At 45.7% G+C, this 17,455-nt stretch carries 16 protein-coding genes; all 16 read right to left on the bottom strand.

Going from position 1 to position 17,455, the window contains the following annotated elements:
* Positions 1–196 precede the first annotated feature (196 nt).
* Positions 197–850 (bottom strand): YceH family protein, encoded by a 654-nt coding sequence (locus AB5Y81_RS12290; protein WP_195878827.1) that lies wholly within the window; start codon positions 848–850, stop codon positions 197–199.
* Between the two features lie 132 nt (positions 851–982).
* Positions 983–2,698 (bottom strand): PglL family O-oligosaccharyltransferase, encoded by a 1,716-nt coding sequence (locus tag AB5Y81_RS12285; protein ID WP_279484108.1) that lies wholly within the window; start codon positions 2,696–2,698, stop codon positions 983–985.
* 110 nt (positions 2,699–2,808) lie between these two features.
* Complete coding sequence (locus AB5Y81_RS12280) at positions 2,809–3,891, bottom strand: LPS O-antigen chain length determinant protein WzzB (protein ID WP_279484107.1); 1,083 nt, start codon at positions 3,889–3,891, stop codon at positions 2,809–2,811.
* Between the two features lie 277 nt (positions 3,892–4,168).
* Entirely contained in the window at positions 4,169–5,071 is a 903-nt protein-coding gene (rfbD, locus tag AB5Y81_RS12275; protein WP_279484106.1) for a dTDP-4-dehydrorhamnose reductase, read from the bottom strand.
* Between the two features lie 6 nt (positions 5,072–5,077).
* Positions 5,078–6,349 carry a sugar transferase gene (locus tag AB5Y81_RS12270; protein WP_026141216.1) on the bottom strand — a complete coding sequence of 424 codons (1,272 nt, stop codon included), beginning with the start codon at positions 6,347–6,349 and terminating at the stop codon, positions 5,078–5,080.
* Positions 6,350–6,408: 59 nt separating this feature from the next.
* Complete coding sequence (locus AB5Y81_RS12265) at positions 6,409–7,836, bottom strand: phosphomannomutase (protein WP_206867118.1); 1,428 nt, start codon at positions 7,834–7,836, stop codon at positions 6,409–6,411.
* On the bottom strand, positions 7,836–9,284 hold the full coding sequence (locus AB5Y81_RS12260) for a mannose-1-phosphate guanylyltransferase/mannose-6-phosphate isomerase (RefSeq protein ID WP_026458865.1): 1,449 nt from the start codon (positions 9,282–9,284) through the stop codon (positions 7,836–7,838). The genes AB5Y81_RS12265 and AB5Y81_RS12260 overlap by 1 nt, the downstream gene beginning before the upstream one ends.
* Position 9,285: 1 nt before the next feature.
* Positions 9,286–10,284: a hypothetical protein gene (locus AB5Y81_RS12255; protein ID WP_279484105.1), complete on the bottom strand. Its 999-nt coding sequence runs from the start codon at positions 10,282–10,284 to the stop codon at positions 9,286–9,288.
* Positions 10,274–10,873: a DapH/DapD/GlmU-related protein gene (locus AB5Y81_RS12250; protein ID WP_080631764.1), complete on the bottom strand. Its 600-nt coding sequence runs from the start codon at positions 10,871–10,873 to the stop codon at positions 10,274–10,276. The genes AB5Y81_RS12255 and AB5Y81_RS12250 overlap by 11 nt, the downstream gene beginning before the upstream one ends.
* 3 nt (positions 10,874–10,876) lie before the next feature.
* Positions 10,877–11,914 carry a glycosyltransferase family 1 protein gene (locus AB5Y81_RS12245; RefSeq protein ID WP_211052129.1) on the bottom strand — a complete coding sequence of 346 codons (1,038 nt, stop codon included), beginning with the start codon at positions 11,912–11,914 and terminating at the stop codon, positions 10,877–10,879.
* A gap of 26 nt (positions 11,915–11,940) precedes the next feature.
* Positions 11,941–13,158 (bottom strand): hypothetical protein, encoded by a 1,218-nt coding sequence (locus AB5Y81_RS12240; RefSeq protein WP_164673757.1) that lies wholly within the window; start codon positions 13,156–13,158, stop codon positions 11,941–11,943.
* 1 nt (position 13,159) lies between these two features.
* Complete coding sequence (locus AB5Y81_RS12235; RefSeq protein ID WP_368146677.1) at positions 13,160–14,047, bottom strand: glycosyltransferase family 2 protein; 888 nt, start codon at positions 14,045–14,047, stop codon at positions 13,160–13,162.
* A complete protein-coding gene (locus AB5Y81_RS12230) occupies positions 14,047–14,628 on the bottom strand; it encodes a DapH/DapD/GlmU-related protein (RefSeq protein ID WP_278191954.1) in 582 nt (193 codons plus the stop codon). Before AB5Y81_RS12230 ends, AB5Y81_RS12235 begins: the two co-directional genes overlap by 1 nt.
* A gap of 2 nt (positions 14,629–14,630) precedes the next feature.
* Positions 14,631–15,137: a DapH/DapD/GlmU-related protein gene (locus tag AB5Y81_RS12225; protein WP_278191953.1), complete on the bottom strand. Its 507-nt coding sequence runs from the start codon at positions 15,135–15,137 to the stop codon at positions 14,631–14,633.
* 3 nt (positions 15,138–15,140) lie between these two features.
* Positions 15,141–16,628, bottom strand: coding sequence for a lipopolysaccharide biosynthesis protein (locus AB5Y81_RS12220; RefSeq protein ID WP_368146675.1), 1,488 nt, complete (start codon positions 16,626–16,628; stop codon positions 15,141–15,143).
* Complete coding sequence (locus AB5Y81_RS12215; protein ID WP_206866716.1) at positions 16,628–17,455, bottom strand: NAD(P)-dependent oxidoreductase; 828 nt, start codon at positions 17,453–17,455, stop codon at positions 16,628–16,630. The genes AB5Y81_RS12220 and AB5Y81_RS12215 overlap by 1 nt, the downstream gene beginning before the upstream one ends.

Genomic DNA, 17,455 nt, shown 5'->3' with positions numbered 1-17,455 from the left:
CGGAATTTTAACGGGAAAGCGACTGCGGCTCGACCCTTAAGCGCGAAATAACGCAAAAAAGCTGGCGCCTGCTGGTCGGGCGACCATGACGACGGGACGCAGACAACCCGTCATTACCGCCCCCGCGCCCCTGACGGGGAAACGCGGCCATAAAAAAGGCGCCGTAGCGCCTCTTGGAAAAGATCCTGTTCCGGCGTCAGCCTTCCAGCCGGGCCAGACGCTCGGCCAGCGCCTGCAGCTGCGCCTTGAGGTTCTCGACCTCCTCTTCCAGCGCGCTCAGCCTGTCCGCCGCCGGCGAGGCATAGTTGCCGGCGGGGGCCGCCTCGGCCAGCGCCTGCAGATCCACCTCGCCGCTGAACAGGTGGGCGTAACGGGACTCTCGCTTGCCCGGCTCGCGCGGCAGCTTGACCACATAGGGGCCACGCTCGATGAGGGTCGCCAGCACCGCATCCACCTCGGTCACGTCATCGAAGCTGCACAGCCGGTTGGTGCGTGAGCGCAGTTCACCCGGCGTCTGCGGGCCGCGCAGCAGCAGCTCGCAGATAATGCCGAGCTCCTGGGCGGTGAACTTCAGCTCGCCAAATTCGGTGTTGCAGAAGCGGTGTTGGTAACGGGGCACCCGGGCGTTGAAACCGGCGGTATTGACCACCAGCCGCTTGCGGATCAGCTCATCCACCACGGCCCGGATGTCGAGCTCGGACAGCTCGAGCACCGGCTCGCGGTTGCTCTTCTGGTTGCAGGCGTTGACCAGCGCATTGAGAGAGAGGGGGTATTGATCCGGGGTGCAGATCTCTTTTTCGATCAGACAGCCGATCACGCGGGCCTCCAACGGGCCAAGCACTAACTCCATTTCATACTCCCTACTAAGCAAGACGTTGAGGCCACTATCTTAGCCATGGCGCCTCTGCCGTCCAGCAGTGGCCGCCATTTTTGCGAGGCGATGGGGCAGTTGATGAAACATCGCGCAATCGCCCCGCCACCGTCAGGAGGATGGCTTGCGCTCCAGCGCCGTGGCCACGGATTTGGCGGCCGTGCCGGTCAGCAAGGGATCTGCCGGATAGAGTGCCAGCGCTTCGCTGCGCAGGGCCCGCGCCTCCTCCTTGCGTCCCAGTGCATCCAGCGCGATCACCATGTTGGCGTAGATATTGGCCCTCGGCGTGTGGCGCCCGAAGGCTTGCCCCCACTCTAGATAGGCCTCCAGCTCCGCCTTGTTGTTGCTCTGCAGGCCCACCGTCAGCCGCACCGAATTGACGTCAAACTCCACCCGGGTCAACCAGGCCATGGGATTGATGACATCGAGCAGCAGGGTCGGCTCCTTGTAGCCGCCGCGCTCGTACTTGGTCACCACCCAGGCGGTGTGCAGCGCCGTCAACATGAAGGGCACCACCAGCAGGGGGATGGCAATGGCGGTAAAACGCAATAACAGCCAGGGGCGGTAAACATGCTCGCGCCAGCTGGCTCGTCCCGCCTCCAGTAGCCCCTCCTCCACTTCCGCATCCAGCACATACACCAGCATCAGCAAGGCCCACCAGAGCGCGATGGCGTGGTAAAGCGGGTATTCGGTCTGGGTATGCAGCAGGATCGGGGTCACCAGCGCCAGCAGGGCTGTGCCCTTGCGCCAGCCGGCCCGACTCGCCCGCCACAGCAGGGCAACGCCCATCAACACCATGCCCAGCATGGGGGCTATCCCCCCCTCTACCGCCCAGTAGAGGAACTCGTTATGGGGGTGATCGAGGTTGTATTCGATCTGCACCATGGCCGGGTTCAGAGCCTTGTCGGCCATGTAGTGATGGAGGAAGGTGGTTTCAAAGCTGCCGTAGCCCCAGCCCACCCAGGGAGACTGGGCAATCAGCTTGGCGGCATAGGGCCAGTAGATGGAGCGCATACCGCCGGATTGATAGGCCTCCAGCCCACGCCTGAGGCCGTCAATCCAGTATTGGGAGGCAACCCCCAGCAAGATGCCGAGCGCGACCAGTGCCAACACCCTGGCCAGCAGACGATGACGACGCAGCTCGGGCACCAGCAGGAGCATCGCCAGCAAGCCCCCCAACTGCCCCACCCGGGATTGCAGCACCACCAACAGCAGGCTGGCAGCCAGGATCACCCCGTAGCGCAACCTACGCAGCCAGACATGGGGATTGCCGCGCAGCTCCAGCCAGCTGGCCAGCGCAAGCCCGGTCGCCATGAAACTGGCCATCACATTGGGTTGTTGAAAGATACCGTAGGGGCGGTTGACGTGGGTGTCATAGCCGATCCAGTTGCCCGGCACCAGCAGGTAGTACTGCACCAGGCCCAGCAGCGCCTCGATGGCCACCGCCCCCAGCAGCAGATAGAGCAGTCGGTCACGGGATGCCCGCGCCAGTTGCCATTGATAGAGACAGAACAGAAACAGCAGACCGGCGAACAGCCCCAGCAAACGGGGAATGGCATAGTCTTTCAGTTCAAAGCCGGGATAGGCCATGGGCAGCAGCAGCAACAATCCCCCGAGCCAGAGCCAGCCCTGCAACGAGGAGAATACCAGCCGCTGCTGCAGCGTCACCCGCCACAGTCCCAACCCGATGACCAGACTGGCGAAGATCCAGCCCCAGGCGTTGAACGGCAGATAGAGCCCGGCCCCACCGGGGTTGTGCATGAAAAAATGCATGCCCAGCAACCAGTACAGCGCGCTGACGGCAGCAAAGAGACCCGTATTGGTCATCTTCCTTGATCCCCTTTATGTTGTTGAGCAATGTTCATACGTCAGTGGCGCTGATGCAAACATCAAAAAAAGGGGGGCCATAGCCCCCCGTTTCTTATTTCATTTTGTCATCATACCTGTTCTGGCCGGCGAAAAGCATGCCGAGCCAGTACGATGCCGATCCCCAGCATACCGCCAAGCAAGGTGGCCAGCACGACTACCAGAGGACGCTTGGGTTTGTCACGGCTCAAAGGCTCGCTTGGGGAAGCCAAATAGGAAAAAGACTGGAACGATTGTTGCTCAAGTTTGATAGCCCTTAGACTACTCAGCTGTAAGCGAAGATCGCTCAAGGCTGGATTGAGAAGCTCAAGATTTTTCAATTCTTTTAATACCTTGAGCTTCTCAGCAAGCGCTTTAGCCCCCCACTCGATATTAAATCCATCACGAACATTGAGGTTCTCGACCGGGGTCTCGATACCTGCCGCACGGCTGATACGCAGGCTGTATTCTGTACGCGAAACATCATCCTTCAGCTGGGTAAGAGTATCTGCTTTGATGCTGTCATACTGGGACTGCAGGATCTTGATCCGGTTTTGCCAGATTGTCTCCAGTTCCTTGCTCTTCGACACAATCTCCTGTTGCTGGATGAAAGCTATGTATTGTTCCAGCCGCTGCTGAGCTTCAGTTGCAGTGGCCGCCCCAAAAGAGAGGGTAATGTTGTCACTCGGTGCATCCAAAGCCACCGCGCTGATCCCATTAACCATTTTCCTCAGCAGAGCACGCTTCCCTTTATCATCCGTTATCCCGGCAGCCTCTGCATCCATATCCAGATAACCCTTTTCAATCAGAAACTGTCGTTTGTTATTGAAACTGTTGAAGTTGCTCACAAAGTCGCCATAAAGCGCAGCTTTGTTAAACGAATCGAAAATAGTGGCTGGTATCTGAGCGTTAATCAGCTGGTTAACTCTAAGTTCGAGTGATTCAACTTCCTGCAATGACGGTGGTTTTATCTGAGACTGGCTAACCCAAACCTGTGGCGCCAGCAGGGCATAACCGATACCCGCAATAGCAAACACGACGGTGATCATCAGGATTTGTATTTTCTGACGCCACAGCACCGAAAACAGTTCATACAAGTCAATCTCATTACCTGAAGTTGCCTGCCAACCTTGTGGTATTTTATTATCCAAATTGTCTATTTGTTGTTTGTTCATATTAATCTCTAAAAATGAAAAAGTCCCAATAACGACATGCCACACTAACAACCTTCACAAGGCATAGTATAAACATCATTAATCAATAATTTAAAGCCGGTTTCCGTTCACAGCCTTGCATTAAACAAATCCAATAAAAGAATATGATTTAAAAACTAAACAGCCTAATTAAATAAAAGCTGATTCTGATTGCATCAAGAAAAACCATCACTGTTTTAACTATGTATAAGATCATCTAAATAAGAATTTGTTTAGCTGGACTGTTCTAATGAAAGCCTCATATTTCTTTCACCTCTGATATCTTAAGGCTAAGCAGCCAATCTTTCATCTGTTCCTGCCAGTGTGGCTGCTCAGTTCCAAAGAGATCTGAAAAATGATGGCAATCCAACCTCGAGTTCAAAGGTCGGCGCGCCTGTTGTGGCCATTCATCCGAATGAATAGCGCGAACATTTATCTGTTCTTTCAACATGCCTAACCGAAACGCCTCATTCACCAGAGCAGAGGCAAAGCCATGCCAGCTTGTCTCGCCGCGGCATACCAGATGGTATAGCCCAGCCTTATTAGGTGAGTTCAACACTTGCGACAGTGCCAATACAGATGCTCTCGCCAGCCAATCAACCTGGGTCGGAGCTCCCCACTGATCGTCAACCACAGCAAGAGCTTGCCCCTGTCTGGCCCGCGCCAAAATGGTGCGCGCAAAGTGTCTGCCTTCTCCACCGTACAGCCAGCCAGTGCGAATAATCAAATGATGTGGGCACAGGCGCTGTATGGCGAGTTCACCAGCATACTTGCTCATGCCATAGACATTCAGAGGTCTGGGTTGATCCGTCTCAAGCCAAGGCCTGGCTCCTGTCCCGTCAAATACATAATCCGTTGAGAAGTGCACCAGCAACGCACCCGCATTACTGGCTTCCCTCGCCATACACAACAAGGCCTGGTGATTTGCCATGTCGGCCAGTTCCTGCTCACTTTCAGCCTCATCGACTGCCGTGTAGGCAGCACAGTTGATGATGACATCGGGACGGCAAGCATCAATCCAGCCACACAAGACATCCGGAATCGTGATGTCGCACTCTTCCCTTCCAGGTGCATCCACTTGCCAATGAGGAAACATCTGGCGTAGCGCAGAAAAAAGGGCTCGTCCCAGTTGGCCACGAGCCCCCAACAACAAGATCTTCATCCGGGATCACCGGGCCCCAAAACCGGTCAGAATAGTCCGAATGGTTTTGAACACGATGAGAACATCCAGCCAGAGGGAGAAGTGCTTGATGTAGTAAAAATCGTGTTCGATCTTGATACGGGTATCATCAGCATCAGCTGCATAGCCATGCACGACCTGGGCCCAGCCACTGATCCCGGGTCGTACGATATGACGATACATATAGAAGGGAATTTCCCGATCAAATTGATCCACGAAAGTACGCTGCTCCGGTCTCGGGCCTATCAGGCTCATATCCCCCTTGAGCACGTTGAAGAACTGAGGCAGTTCATCGATACGCAACTTGCGGATCACCTTGCCCACCCGGGTGACACGCATGTCTCCATCTTGGGCAAATTGAGCACCATGCTGTTCGGAGTTCTGACACATGCTGCGGAATTTATAAATCCTGAAATCCCGATTGCCCTTGCCCACGCGGTTTTGCAAAAACATCACCGGCCCCGGACTTTCAAGCTTGATCAACACGGCAGTGACCAGCATCAGTGGTGAAAACAGCGGTATGGCAATCACGGCAGCCAGTATATCAAGGCCCCGTTTGACACAGGCATAGACCGGGGAAGGCAGCAGAGAGCCGAGCTGGTTTTCATGCAGATGATCAATCTTCACCCTGCCGGTCAGGGTCTCACTGATCTGCTTGATGTGGTAAACAGGAATGTGGGCCAGTGCACAACGGGCCAGGAAGCGTTCCCATTCCCCTGCCAGGTTGTCATCACGTAAATCAGCGACGACGGCATCATAACGCACGGCTCCCAGATCTGGCTTGTCCAACAGACGCCACTCAACCCCGGTGTGATGCATGAGCGCCTGGTAATCACCAAACGGGAGCAATGCATATTTGGGGGTACGGTAACGACGACCGATAAAGTAGACCACCCAGCAGCAGAGCAGTGCAACGATATATGACTCAAAAAGAACCTGCCTGCTATAGGGAAGACGCAGGAAGAAGAGGACACCTACCAACGACCCATAGAGAGTTGTTACCGTCGGGATCATGTAGGCAACGGGGCTTGCTCCGGGATAACGCAGGAACCGATAAAGCACGATTCCGGTCAACAGGAAGGCGATGAAAGCACCACCCAAGGTATTGATTCTGACAGCTTCAAGATGCTCCCAAAATCCCCATCCCCAACGCTCAAGGGCGGGCAGACACACAGCAAGCAAGGCTCCCAGGAAAAACAGGGAAGGAGGACTGAACAATACACGCTCATACCAGCGTGAGTGACGGCGTTGATAACTCAATGTATTACCCCATGAGCTTAAAGTTTGTGCACATTGCTTTCCAGCAAGCGATTTTAAATCTATTTTTGCAAATAACCAAGACACTGATTCACAATGGACTTCGCCCCTTCCACACTATCAGACTCGGCATAACAACGAAGCTCAGGTGCATTGCCTGAAGGTCGAAGATGCAATACATCTCCTCCGACAAATAAAACTCTCAAGCCATCGGTTTGATCGACTGACATTATATCCAGTTTGTCAAAATTCAGCTTCAGCATTAATGTAGAAATATTGGTTTGCCCAAGCTCAATTATTTCTTTGCTTTTCTCTCTGGGAAAATTTTTGAGCCGATCGGAACAGGTAAATCTATGGGGCAGCGCCTCAACCAATGTTGATATTCTGGAAGTGCGTGAGCTGACAAACAATATCAAGGCCGGCAATACTGCATCCCGCGTTGGCAAAGGAGCCAAAGTTTGTCCATTGAACGTCACCTGACTACCAAGCAGGAATCCACCATTGGCTTCAAAACCAGCCACGGATCCATATTGGGCATTCAATATCGGAAATGCTTCCAGAACATAGGGTGAACCAATTTTGGTATGTGTCACATTGGCAAATTTTCCGGATGCACTGACGGCAGTATTGCAACTGACCGGAATAGCTACTGCTTCAATACCCAGATTGGCGGCACAGAGCAAACCCAGTATGTCGCCTCTCAACCAGTTGCCTGACTCATCAGCCACCAAAGGTCTGTCACCATCACCGTCCGTCGAGAAGATGGCATCAAGATTATGCACATGGGACCATTGTCTGGCCTTCTCTTGATCTGCCTCGGAAACAGCTTCAGTATCGATGGGCACAAAATTCTCGGTCCGCTCAAGAGAAATAACTTCGGCCCCCAATGCCTCAAAGAGTACGGCATAGAGGTCGCGCCCCGCGCTCGAGTGTTCGTAGATACCAAGCCGCATACCAGTCAGCGGTGCATGTTGGAACAGCGATGTATAGCGTGCTATGTAGGCTGTAGCAGCATCATTTTTTGCCGCCAGGCTGACCAGATTGTTTGTAACACAAAAGGCTTCTTCTGCCGAGACAATGGCCAGCTCATCACTCTTGGTGATCTCGCCGTCGGGACGATAAAATTTGAGCCCGTTGCGATCAAATGGAATATGACTTCCGGTCACCATGATGCAGGGGATCCCATCATTCATAGCCTTGTAAGCCAACGCTGGTGTCGGAACCACACCGTAATAGACAGGCTCCAGCCCCATGGCCTCGAGGGCCGTTGCGCAGGCCATCGCCATATCATGACTGCTGGGCCGGTTATCAATGGCCAACGCGACCTGCTTAAAGCGATAAGAAGTCCTCATCACGGCAACGAAAGCACAGGTAAATGCAAAACATACGGGAACGGTAAAATCGGTGACAAGACCTCGTGCACCACTGGTACCAAATTCAATACCACTGTGCTTGATCACTTCACTGCTCACAAGATAGTCCTGCTTCATCATTTTTCTCCCCCATCAACTCGGCCATATTTATCACTGAAGCGAATGATATCATCCTCCTCCAGATATTTTCCGGAGCGTATCTCGATCAACTCCAGGTCAACCTTTCCAGGGTTTTCCAGAGAATGTATTGCGCCTATCGGGATAAATGTGGACTCATTTTCGGTGATCAGAAACTCACGTTCGGCATTGGTCACTTTCGCGGTACCTGAAACGACAATCCAATGCTCAGCTCTGTGATGATGCATTTGCGTCGATAGACGCTCACCGGGTCTTATCAATATTTTTTTGACTTGATAACCATTGCCATCATCAATGGAGTCGTACTGCCCCCAAGGTCTATATACCTCTCGATGAGTTTTATATTCCTTACGGCCACAACGTTTCAACTCTTCGACAATAGACTTGACGTCTTGTACCTTGTCTTTATTTGAAACAAGGATCGCATCCTTTGTTTGAATAATAACCAAGTTGTCCACACCTATGGTGGAGACAAGAATAGATTCAGCAGAAACATAGTTATTATGACTTTCGATCAAAATAACATCACCACGACTGACATTGCCGCACGCATCTTTATCCGATATATCCCACAAGGATGACCACGAACCTACATCATTCCAGCCAGCGTCCATTGGGATAACCACCGCATCCGAGGTTTTCTCCATAATGGCATAGTCAATAGAGTCACTGGGACATTGCTTGAACTCATCATTGTTGATCCGGATAAAATCGAGGTCACTTCTGATATCGTTCATAGAAGCCAGACATGCCTGATATATATCAGGACGTGACAACTTCAACTCGGCAAGATAACGGCGTGCACTAAACATAAACATGCCGCTATTCCAGTAATACTCGCCACTTGCCAGATAACCCTTGGCAACAGCCAGATTTGGTTTTTCGACAAATTGATTGACACCATATGCTTTTTCTTCATTTAGGAAGGATTTCAGTTCACTACCACGATGAATATAACCATAGCCCGTTTCCGGCGTATTCGGAACAATGCCAAATGTAACCAACTTGCCCGATTCGGCAAACGGGATGGCACTGTTTACCGCGTTGGTAAATGCCTGTTGGTCCTTGATCAAGTGATCTGCAGCCAACACCAACAAGATCGGATCATGCGTATCATCAACATCCTTCAGACTCTGTATTGCAGCCAACGCGATTGCCGGAGCAGTATTTCGCCCTACCGGTTCGAGAATGATGTTATTGGCAAGAATATCGAGTTGGCGAAGTTGCTCAGCCACAATAAAACGATGTTTTTCATTGCACAAGATAAGGGGAGCAGTACATTCTATCTCTGCAAGCCTGTTGACAGTCTCTTGCAGCATCGAATTATTGCCATACAAGTTAAGGAACTGTTTTGGGAAATGCTCACGAGACATCGGCCAAAGCCTGGAACCAGAGCCCCCAGCCATAATTACAGGAATAACAGCCATATTAATTTTCACTTCTTGCCAACAAGTTATCAAGCCATGTAGATATAGACAACGCATCTACACTCAGCGCGGAATTCGACATCACATCCAGGTAGCTAGTACACTGGGAATCAGACCATCGTTTTCCTGTATTCCGGTCAATCACAATGACCTCTCTCATGTCTGCATGACAGAGCACTGCCGCATTCGTCGTTACTAATTGATGACCATCACCCAAGGTTTCCCAAGTACGCATGGTGAGGCCAGTTTGATTGGCATTATGTATGTCGATAACATATTCGCTATGCTCAGCCACATCAGTAATTGTTGCCCTTGCCAGTGGCTTGAATGTGAGCCACTCCTTTGGTGCAGCGCGCAAGGCAGGATCAAGAAGATAGTAAAATGCAAATTGCAATTTACTCTGAAAAAATATTTTTACATATGTACTGGCATCATGTTCATGGGAGAAGATGCGTTGCAAGACGGCTACACGATCACCATGATAACTACCGATGAAACTATATTTATATTCCTTGGCAACAGCATGACTGTGGTTTTTTTTATCAGAGTAGAACAATGGCAAATAGCCATAGCCATACTTTTTACAATCGGCGATATCAAATGTATATGCTGCATCGGCCTTGATTGCCAATAAAGGAAACGTCTTTATATTTGAAATGGAATCCCAGCTGTAACAAATGACTCTTGTTTTTGGACTGAGATCTTTAACCTTATCGATAAAACAAGGAGAGATACAGGTCCCCTTAACAATAATTATCTCAGCGATTCCAGAAAGCTTGTCAGAAATCGAATCAAAAATTTCAGCGCTATATCTTTTGGCTGCAACTCTTGTATATCCAAGAATATTAAATTTTATCAAAGCCTTTTCTATGGATGAGCACTGTGGTCGGTCAGAAAAAGAGAGAACCGATTCGTAGCGATGTTCAAGTTCATCTGTAAGCAAATTTTTATAATCAAAAAAATCCGGACATATTAACACGGCACCAGCATTACTTCGCATCCACAGCCACCCATTGCCCGCATTGGAAATCAAACCGCTTAATCACTCTTGCCGGATTACCTACCGCAATGGAATTTGCAGGTATATCTCTGGAAACCACCGAATTTGCGCCAATGATGGAGGCCTTGCCAATCGTTACACCAGGCAACACGACTACACCTTCGCCAAGCCAAACATTTGACTCAATCAAGACCGGCTTAGTATGCAGCATGCGCTCCCTGCAAATGGAATCAGGATGAGAGTGCTCTTCTCCACTGTAGCTACCATGATTGAGGTCCGTGATAAACACCCGGCTGGCGATCAACACATCATCACCAATAACAATGCTGTCCGCTGCTGCAATATGAACCGAGTCATTTATCTGGCAACGTTCTCCAATTATAACTTTGGTACCTTCAGAACCATGCGCTTCTAGTCTGCAGTATCTACCTGTAGTAAATCCGCGGCCAATTTTGAATAACTTTTTACCACGGCATTCAAAGGGAGTACGAATTATTTTCGCATTACGAAATCTGATTTTTGTGAAAATCACCTCTATTATTAACCTGATACATCCCCAAAAACCATAGTGCTCTATATAAAACTTCATGCCTTACCCCATCAATTCATGATATACGCGCAAGGTATCTTGATAGCATTTTTCCCAAGAGAATTTTTTAGCTTGAATCAAGCCATCAGTAATTAATTTTTTTCTAATACTCTCAGATTCAAGCTGAGTAAAGGCAATCCTGAACGCATCAACTGTTGCCTCTTTGACCAACAATGCGGCATCCCCAGCAACTTCAGGTATTGAGGAGGTGTTGACCGCAACAACGGGGCATCCCGAACGCATAGCTTCGGCAACAGGAATACCGAATCCTTCATAGCTGGAGGGATAGAACAAACAGTAAGCCTGGTTATATAACTCATTTAATCCGCAATCGGAGACACGCCCCAACCACTTATATCTACCAGGGATACATTCTTCTAACAGAGCAGTTTCTTCAGGAGTTAGAGGCCCACCACCCACAATTCTGAGATTCAAATAAGGAAAGTGCTGCAATGTACGAACAGCGAGCACAAAGTTTTTATACCAACCTCGAGCCCCCACAAAGACAACATTGTCACTTTTCTCAACTCCATCAATTGGAGAATAGGACTCAGAAACCCCGTTGTATACAACCCTGATCTTATTTCTGTCAATGGGACAAAAGCGCATCAAATCATCAGCTGTATTTTGAGAGACGCAGATCACCAGATCGCTGTTTTTAATTGCTCGAAACTTTTGCCATGAATGCATCCAGCGGGCAGGCCCTTTCCTATACAACTCGTAAGTAAAATCATGCACTGTGGTTACTGTTTTTACTCTGCGAGTAGGCAATCTGTAGTGTGTCGAGTGGAAGATAATGTCATCACCTAGTGAAGATGTATCAACATCACGCCAACGCTCAAGAAATCGTTGCTTTTGGGTTACCAAGATACTACGTTCAGCATCTAATTCTATATTTTCCCCCATCACGGGAAAAAAACGCATAAAGGTCAGAAAGTTTTTTTTATCTTTCTGAAGAAATGAAAGAAACTGATTGAAATATACAGTACAACCGCCATTATTCTGAAGGCTTTCAATAATCCCGTCTATAACTAACTTCATAACTTATTTCTTCCTCTTGGGATATATTATTTTCTCACTTTATCAGATAGATAAAAAATACTAACTGAAAACATAAACAATGACGGACTAAAATACCCTACACCCCGAACAAAAAACTCTAGAGCACTGGATATAAATACCACTGACGCAAACATTTCTTTCTTGTTTTCAATTTGTCCTTTACGTATTTTACTGAACACCACAGCCAAACATGTAATATATATAAGCAGAGCTGTCACACCGAAAATGCCAAACTCACCCACAATCTTAGGTGCCGTTGAACCACCATCAAACTGGTTAATATCGAAACCGAGTAACTGATGCAACTTAACAGTCGCTTCTCCAGTCAATGTGGTAATACCGAATTGTTGAAAACCGCCACCAAACCATGACAGTTGCGTTAGTGTCTTTATTGCATTTTCCCATCCTTGGTAAAGCACTAATACAGAAAGATTATTACTGTTGCTAGAAAATGAGAGTCTATCATTAAAATAACTCAGACTTTCAGCATCAGCAAAAATGAATAATATTACTATTGCTATCACCAAGGCCAACATGGCTACTGCTAGATTTTTCCTAGTCGATAACACAAAAGCCAGCAGTGCTGCAATTAACATTGTAAAATTTTGGATATATCCAGCCCAAAAAACTACAAACAATAGTAGAGCCGTCCCTTTAGATCGACTCGACGTCAAGCAATAATACGAAATAAATGGTGCGGCGACTAATGCGAAATGCGATGGCTCTAGATAAAGAAATGTGGGCTTTGCTAAACCAGTGGAAAAAACATCCACTTTACTCAATGAGAATATTGCATTGAGAAACAGAATTAGCGATATCATCAAGCAAGATCGATGAAAGTACTCGCTATCAACATTTCTCAAAAACGACGCTATTGATAACGAACTGGCCAATACGAATATCAATATAATATAGCTAAGAGAAAAACGCTCAGTGTCTGTCTTATTAAAGTCAAATTCAACTAAATTAATTATGTAATAATGAGCTAAAATAAATAGCAACAAACTAATAAGCCAGAACACACTTGATATACCATAAACTGTCTTCGCTCTTTCTCTACACAAGGATTCATAGACAAAAAACATCGATATAACAAGCAGAGAAGAGAGTAAAATACCAACAGAGAATGATGAGGCATTGTTAAAAATCATCAATAATGATGGAAGCGCAATAAGAATGAACCATCCAAACAATAGTCTCGTGGGAAAAAATGCTATTTTCATACTACATTTTCAATCCATCTAAAATCCCCTTACCAATAGCGCTACGCAATTCGGGATTTTTTATTGTCAGCATTCTGAGAACTCTAGTCATCAGTGTGTATAAAAGGCTGATGAACTTCTTCATACCTTTAATGTTCTTTTTGATAAAATAGATACGATTTCGAGTGAGGTGATACATTCCAAAACGGGAAATATCCCCTCCCGTAGAGCTACCAACCTTATGGTATATTAATGCACTAGGTATTAATTCAACTAAAAAACCTGACTGTACGATACGATATAAAAAGTCAGTATCATCATAATATGCAAAATAGCGTTCATCCATGAGTCCAACCAGCTCCCATACATCACGGGCAATCATGAGAAAACACGTAGGAGCATAAGTAAAACGTGCCCGCCTGATGGTTTGAGGCTGATACACCTCATCAATCATGAAATGTGGAGCAACCGCCTTGAGTTCATCGATTTCCCCACCTGCATACCAAATATTACCCGCAGGATAGTTTAGAATAAGCGGACTCAAAACCTTCACATTATCATCAGTTGCTACCTTGACCAGCTCCGAAAATACAGTTGGTTGCTCAAATAACAGATCGTTGTTAATAAATACTATATAGTCACAACCATCATGTCCTGCTGCAAGAGCCCCCTGATTATTTCCGGCAGCAACACCTACATTATTACCCTGATTATCGATAAATATTGTGCTAACTGCATACTGTTCTGATAAACTCTTGGCCAAATTCAGAGATTCAGGGGTGGAACTGTTATCCACAACATAAAGAATGAAATTTTTATAACTTTGGCATGCAAGACTTCTAAAAAAATCGGGCAAAACATTGGGTGTATTATAAAGAACAGTAACAAGACCTAACTTTGGTGAATGCACTATACTCTCTCCCATACTCTCTTATCAAAGTTATATTTTTTTATTACTTTTGCAGGGTTTCCAGCAGCAACACAATAGTCATCAACATTCTTAGTCACAACCGACCTTGCCCCTATAATACAATTACTGCCAATTATTATTCCTGGATTTATATGAACGCCAAAACCAATAAAGCTTCCATCGCCGATAGATACAGGCATACATGTACTTTCTATTCTATTACCAATCTTTTCTGTAGATGAAATATCATCATATGGATGAACAACATCAACAATAGAACAGCCACCAGTAATAGATACGTTGTTACCTATTGATACACTGCATCGAGCAACAATATGAACATATTGCTCTATGTTAACATTATTCCCAATTTTTATTACAATATCATTCTGTGGATCAACAACCTCTAATCTAATGCCATCTCGTATAATAACATTATCGCCTACAGAAATGTGCTTATGGTTGGATATTAGCATAGGTTTGATAATTCTACTCTTATGGCCAAAACTATGCATGAGAATCTTGTACTTTAGCTGACTGCATATCAAAAATATGCCATTAATGATTTTTCCAAAAATCATAATTAACTCTCCCATTTATTAGATTGGGAATTATATTTTTTAATTATTTTAGCTGGATTTCCTGCAATCATTACATAACCTGGGAATGATTTTGTCACAACCGAACCAGCACCAACAATGCACCAGTCTCCTAGTGTAACATTAGGCATAATTTTACAGCCAAAGCCAATGAATGCATTTTCACCTAAAATTATTGGTCCTTTATCATAAGACGCTTGCTGCATTATTGGTCCTGATTGCGGATCCAGTCCATGTGAGAGAGTGCTTAAATACACATAGTCACTTAAAACAGCTCCCTCACCAATTATAATTTGAGAGCCAGTATGTATATTTGCATATCTCCCCACATACACATTTTTATTTATTGTTATCTTAGAGTTTGAATTACCAGTAACTATAAATGTCGCTGCATTATGGATGAAAACATTATCAGGTGAAATCTCAACTCTCTTATCAAGGAAGAATCTATATTTTATTTTATATATCAAGTTGATCAATCGTCCGATCATGAATCACACCTCGAGTATTTTTTTAATATTTTTTGTTTTTCTCAACACTAAATATCCACCGATTGTTAGAGCTAGAGTTGATAAAAAATTTAGCATATAACTTACGATATCTATGTTTTCTTTTCTCGCCTCGACTAAACCAACAACAAAAACAAACATTGATAATGGATATATTAAGAAAATCAATTTATATCTGATAAAATAGCTATGGTCATCTAGTATATTTAATAATTTAAATGAATATATAAATAGTATAAGAAAGGCTGAAATAGCTAGCCCTATAGGTACCGCATACATTCCATAGGAATGAATCAGAATAATTGTCAATACAACGCTAATAACACTTTCCATTAACGGATAATGCATTATTTTATTCTGCTTAGCTTGAGCTATATATAATAGACCAAGTGGAGCACCGACTAACCTAACAAGATTAACAGCCATAAGAGATACAAATATATTCTCTACATGAGTAGAAATCGAATCTCCTACCCATAAACTCAATATAAATGGCCCAACATAAAATGCTATTATTATAGAAATAATAGACAACAACATGACAATTAAAGTTAAGTTGTATAATAATTTGTTTAAATTTTCTGAAGAGTCACTTCTATTGGAGAGCTTCACCAAAGGCTGTATTATTGGTGACATTGCTGCATTAATAAACCCTACAGCAGCTGTTACCAAACTCATTCCTAATGAATAATATGCAAACTCATCAAAAGCATACTTCCCTACTAATATCCCATTTAATCCAACCAACATAAAAGAGGCTAAATTGAAGACGCTTATACCAATGAAATATGAAAAAAACTTGCCAAATTTATACTCAAAACCATCTTTTGATGGCTTATCCTCTAGAGGATTTCTGAAAAATGAATATGATATATAGATCGTCAAGTAAGATAAAACATTAACTACTAGATAAACATATGACATTACTTTAATGCCATATTGCGCCGACATTACAATGAGGATACCTAATATAACTCTCGACAATAAATTTATCATCGCTGGGATGTCATTCCTCTCTATCCCAGTGAAAAAACCACTAAATACAGATGATATTAGACCAATAACAAATGATATAGCTACAACAAAAAAAGTTACTTTATCCTCAGATGCTTCAATCCCTTCCACTTTACTAAATAAAGAATAAAAATTGTTATAAATTAAAGTTAACAATAGACAACTAAGAATAATTCCGAGAGAGCTTAAAATAATACCATTTTTTATTATATGGCGCTCCATTATAGAGTCTTTTTTCTCTCTTGCAATTGTAATGTTTCTCGCAACAGTTAACTGACATCCAAAACCAATGAGAGCAAAGAACGCTCCAACTTGAATACTCAAATTCCATATTGAGAAGCTATCTATTGGTAAACGTTGCAATAAGAAAGGGGATATGACTATCCCCAATATCACATTTGAAAAACCATTTATTATATTTGCTAATGAGTTCTTCAGCAGTCGATTAAATCCACTCATCAGTGTGCTGCCAAATGAGTTTTAAATTCCGCTATCATCAACTCAATGTCTTCGAGTACATTCCTTGGTTGATAATCAGGGATAAGAGAGATGATCTTACGAATAGCTGTCTGAGGGAAATTTTCATTCGGGAAAGTAATCTTATGCCACACGATTTCACATGCGGTGAATTTATGCAAGACGTCCGCTATTTGCTTAGCCGTAATATTATATCCCGCAGCGATATTGATGATTTGACCCACACTATCAGGATGGGTGGCCAGGGTTATACAAGCACGGGCAACATCCGTCACCGAAACATAATCTTTTGCATAATCCTGGTCAATATACATATCGACCTTGCCGTGATTGATTGCATTACGGGTGATTGCCGGCAAGAAGAGCGGACTGTGTAGCGCAACACCATAGACATTGCTAGGTCTGACGATGGTGATGTCACGGCCACTCTTCAAGCACAGTTCTTCTGATACCAATTTGGTCAGGTTGAACAACCGGCGCTGATCATCGGAACATACCTTCAGGTCATCTCCTTCTACTGCCGTGTCCTGGTTCATGTATACACGGGTGGAAGAGACATAAAGGAGACGCTCAAACTTGCCTCGTGCCAACAGATCGGCCAGCAAACGACAATTGGCATCAAACACGCCCAGTGGAGCATTCTTGCAGTCACCCTGTCCCGCACTGTAGATCACCGTCCCCAGATCGGTGTCGAATACACTTTCATCGTCGCGCGGCGGCACCCAGACATTCTGGCCAGCAGCTTCCAGCATGCTGACGATCTCGCTGCCGATAAAACCCCGCCCACCAAACACTGTGTAACGTTTCAT

Source organism: Aeromonas sp. s2 (assembly GCF_040907935.1).
GTDB classification, from domain to species: domain Bacteria; phylum Pseudomonadota; class Gammaproteobacteria; order Enterobacterales; family Aeromonadaceae; genus Aeromonas; species Aeromonas dhakensis.
Note: the sequence above shows the minus strand (reverse complement) of the source record. Positions and strands in the feature narration are given on the sequence as shown.